The following is an 835-nucleotide window of genomic DNA, read 5'->3' as shown; positions in this document are numbered from 1 at the left end:
CCGTTCCCCAATACCTGCCGTCCGGCTCCGGACAGGCATCTACCGATTCGCCCTTCCGTCCGTTCCGGCCGGCAGGTATTGGGGAACGGTCACCTTCACCCCGAACTCAGCCGCGCAGGCCGTGACCGACACCTCCGTGATGCTCGACCTGCCGACCGGGCAGGGACTCGTGGCATCGCCTGAGGCCGTCGCCGACGCCCTCGGCCTTCCGCTGCCGCTAACACCCGCGCAGCGCACGACGTACGAGACGGAGATCCGCAACGCGCAGGCCGACGTCTCCGCCTACCTCAACCGGCCGATCCTCCCGACGCTGACCACCCTCCGCGGACTCCGTCCTCGCGGATCCGGGGACCTGGACGACGCAGCCACGTGGGCACTCGATCTCGACGACATCGCCGTGGTCGAGTCCTACCGCGCCGCTCCGGACGGCACGTACGACGTGGACCTCCTCATTGGGCTTCACGGTGCCCACGAGGAACCCGTCGTGCGGTACGTGGTCGCGCACGCCGCCGAAGCCATCCGGCAGCGCCCCGACGGCAACGGCGCGGCGGGGCGCCGGGTGTCCTCGGTGAGCGCCGAAGGGCAGTCCGTCTCGTACGAGTCGACACCGGTCACCGGCCAGGCTGGCGCGCTCCCGGTGATCGGGAGCCTCAACCGGCTTCGTCGTCTGACTTTCCAGCCCATCCGCCGTCCAGTTCGCGCCCCGTGGCCGTACTCCTCCAGCCGCACCCGCCCGTGGTTCTGACGGAAGGAAGACCGTGGCCGTCGTACTGCCCAACCGGACACTGACCCTGTGCCCGCTCACCCACCCCTGGGAGCGGGCACAGGGTCAGTG

General features: G+C 70.3%; 1 protein-coding gene. It reads left to right on the top strand.

What is annotated here, in order from left to right; all coding sequences use genetic code 11:
* The coding region (locus tag CCN56_RS37715) for a hypothetical protein (RefSeq protein WP_218779492.1) at positions 1-745 on the top strand (745 nt) is incomplete at its 5' end.
* Between the last annotated feature and the right edge of the window lie 90 nt (positions 746-835).

The sequence above is a fragment of the Streptomyces sp. NRRL B-24572 genome, from assembly GCF_002156145.1.
Lineage (GTDB): Bacteria > Actinomycetota > Actinomycetes > Streptomycetales > Streptomycetaceae > Streptomyces > Streptomyces vietnamensis.
The sequence above is the reverse complement of the archived record's forward strand: the minus strand, read 5'-3'. Positions and strand labels throughout refer to the sequence as shown.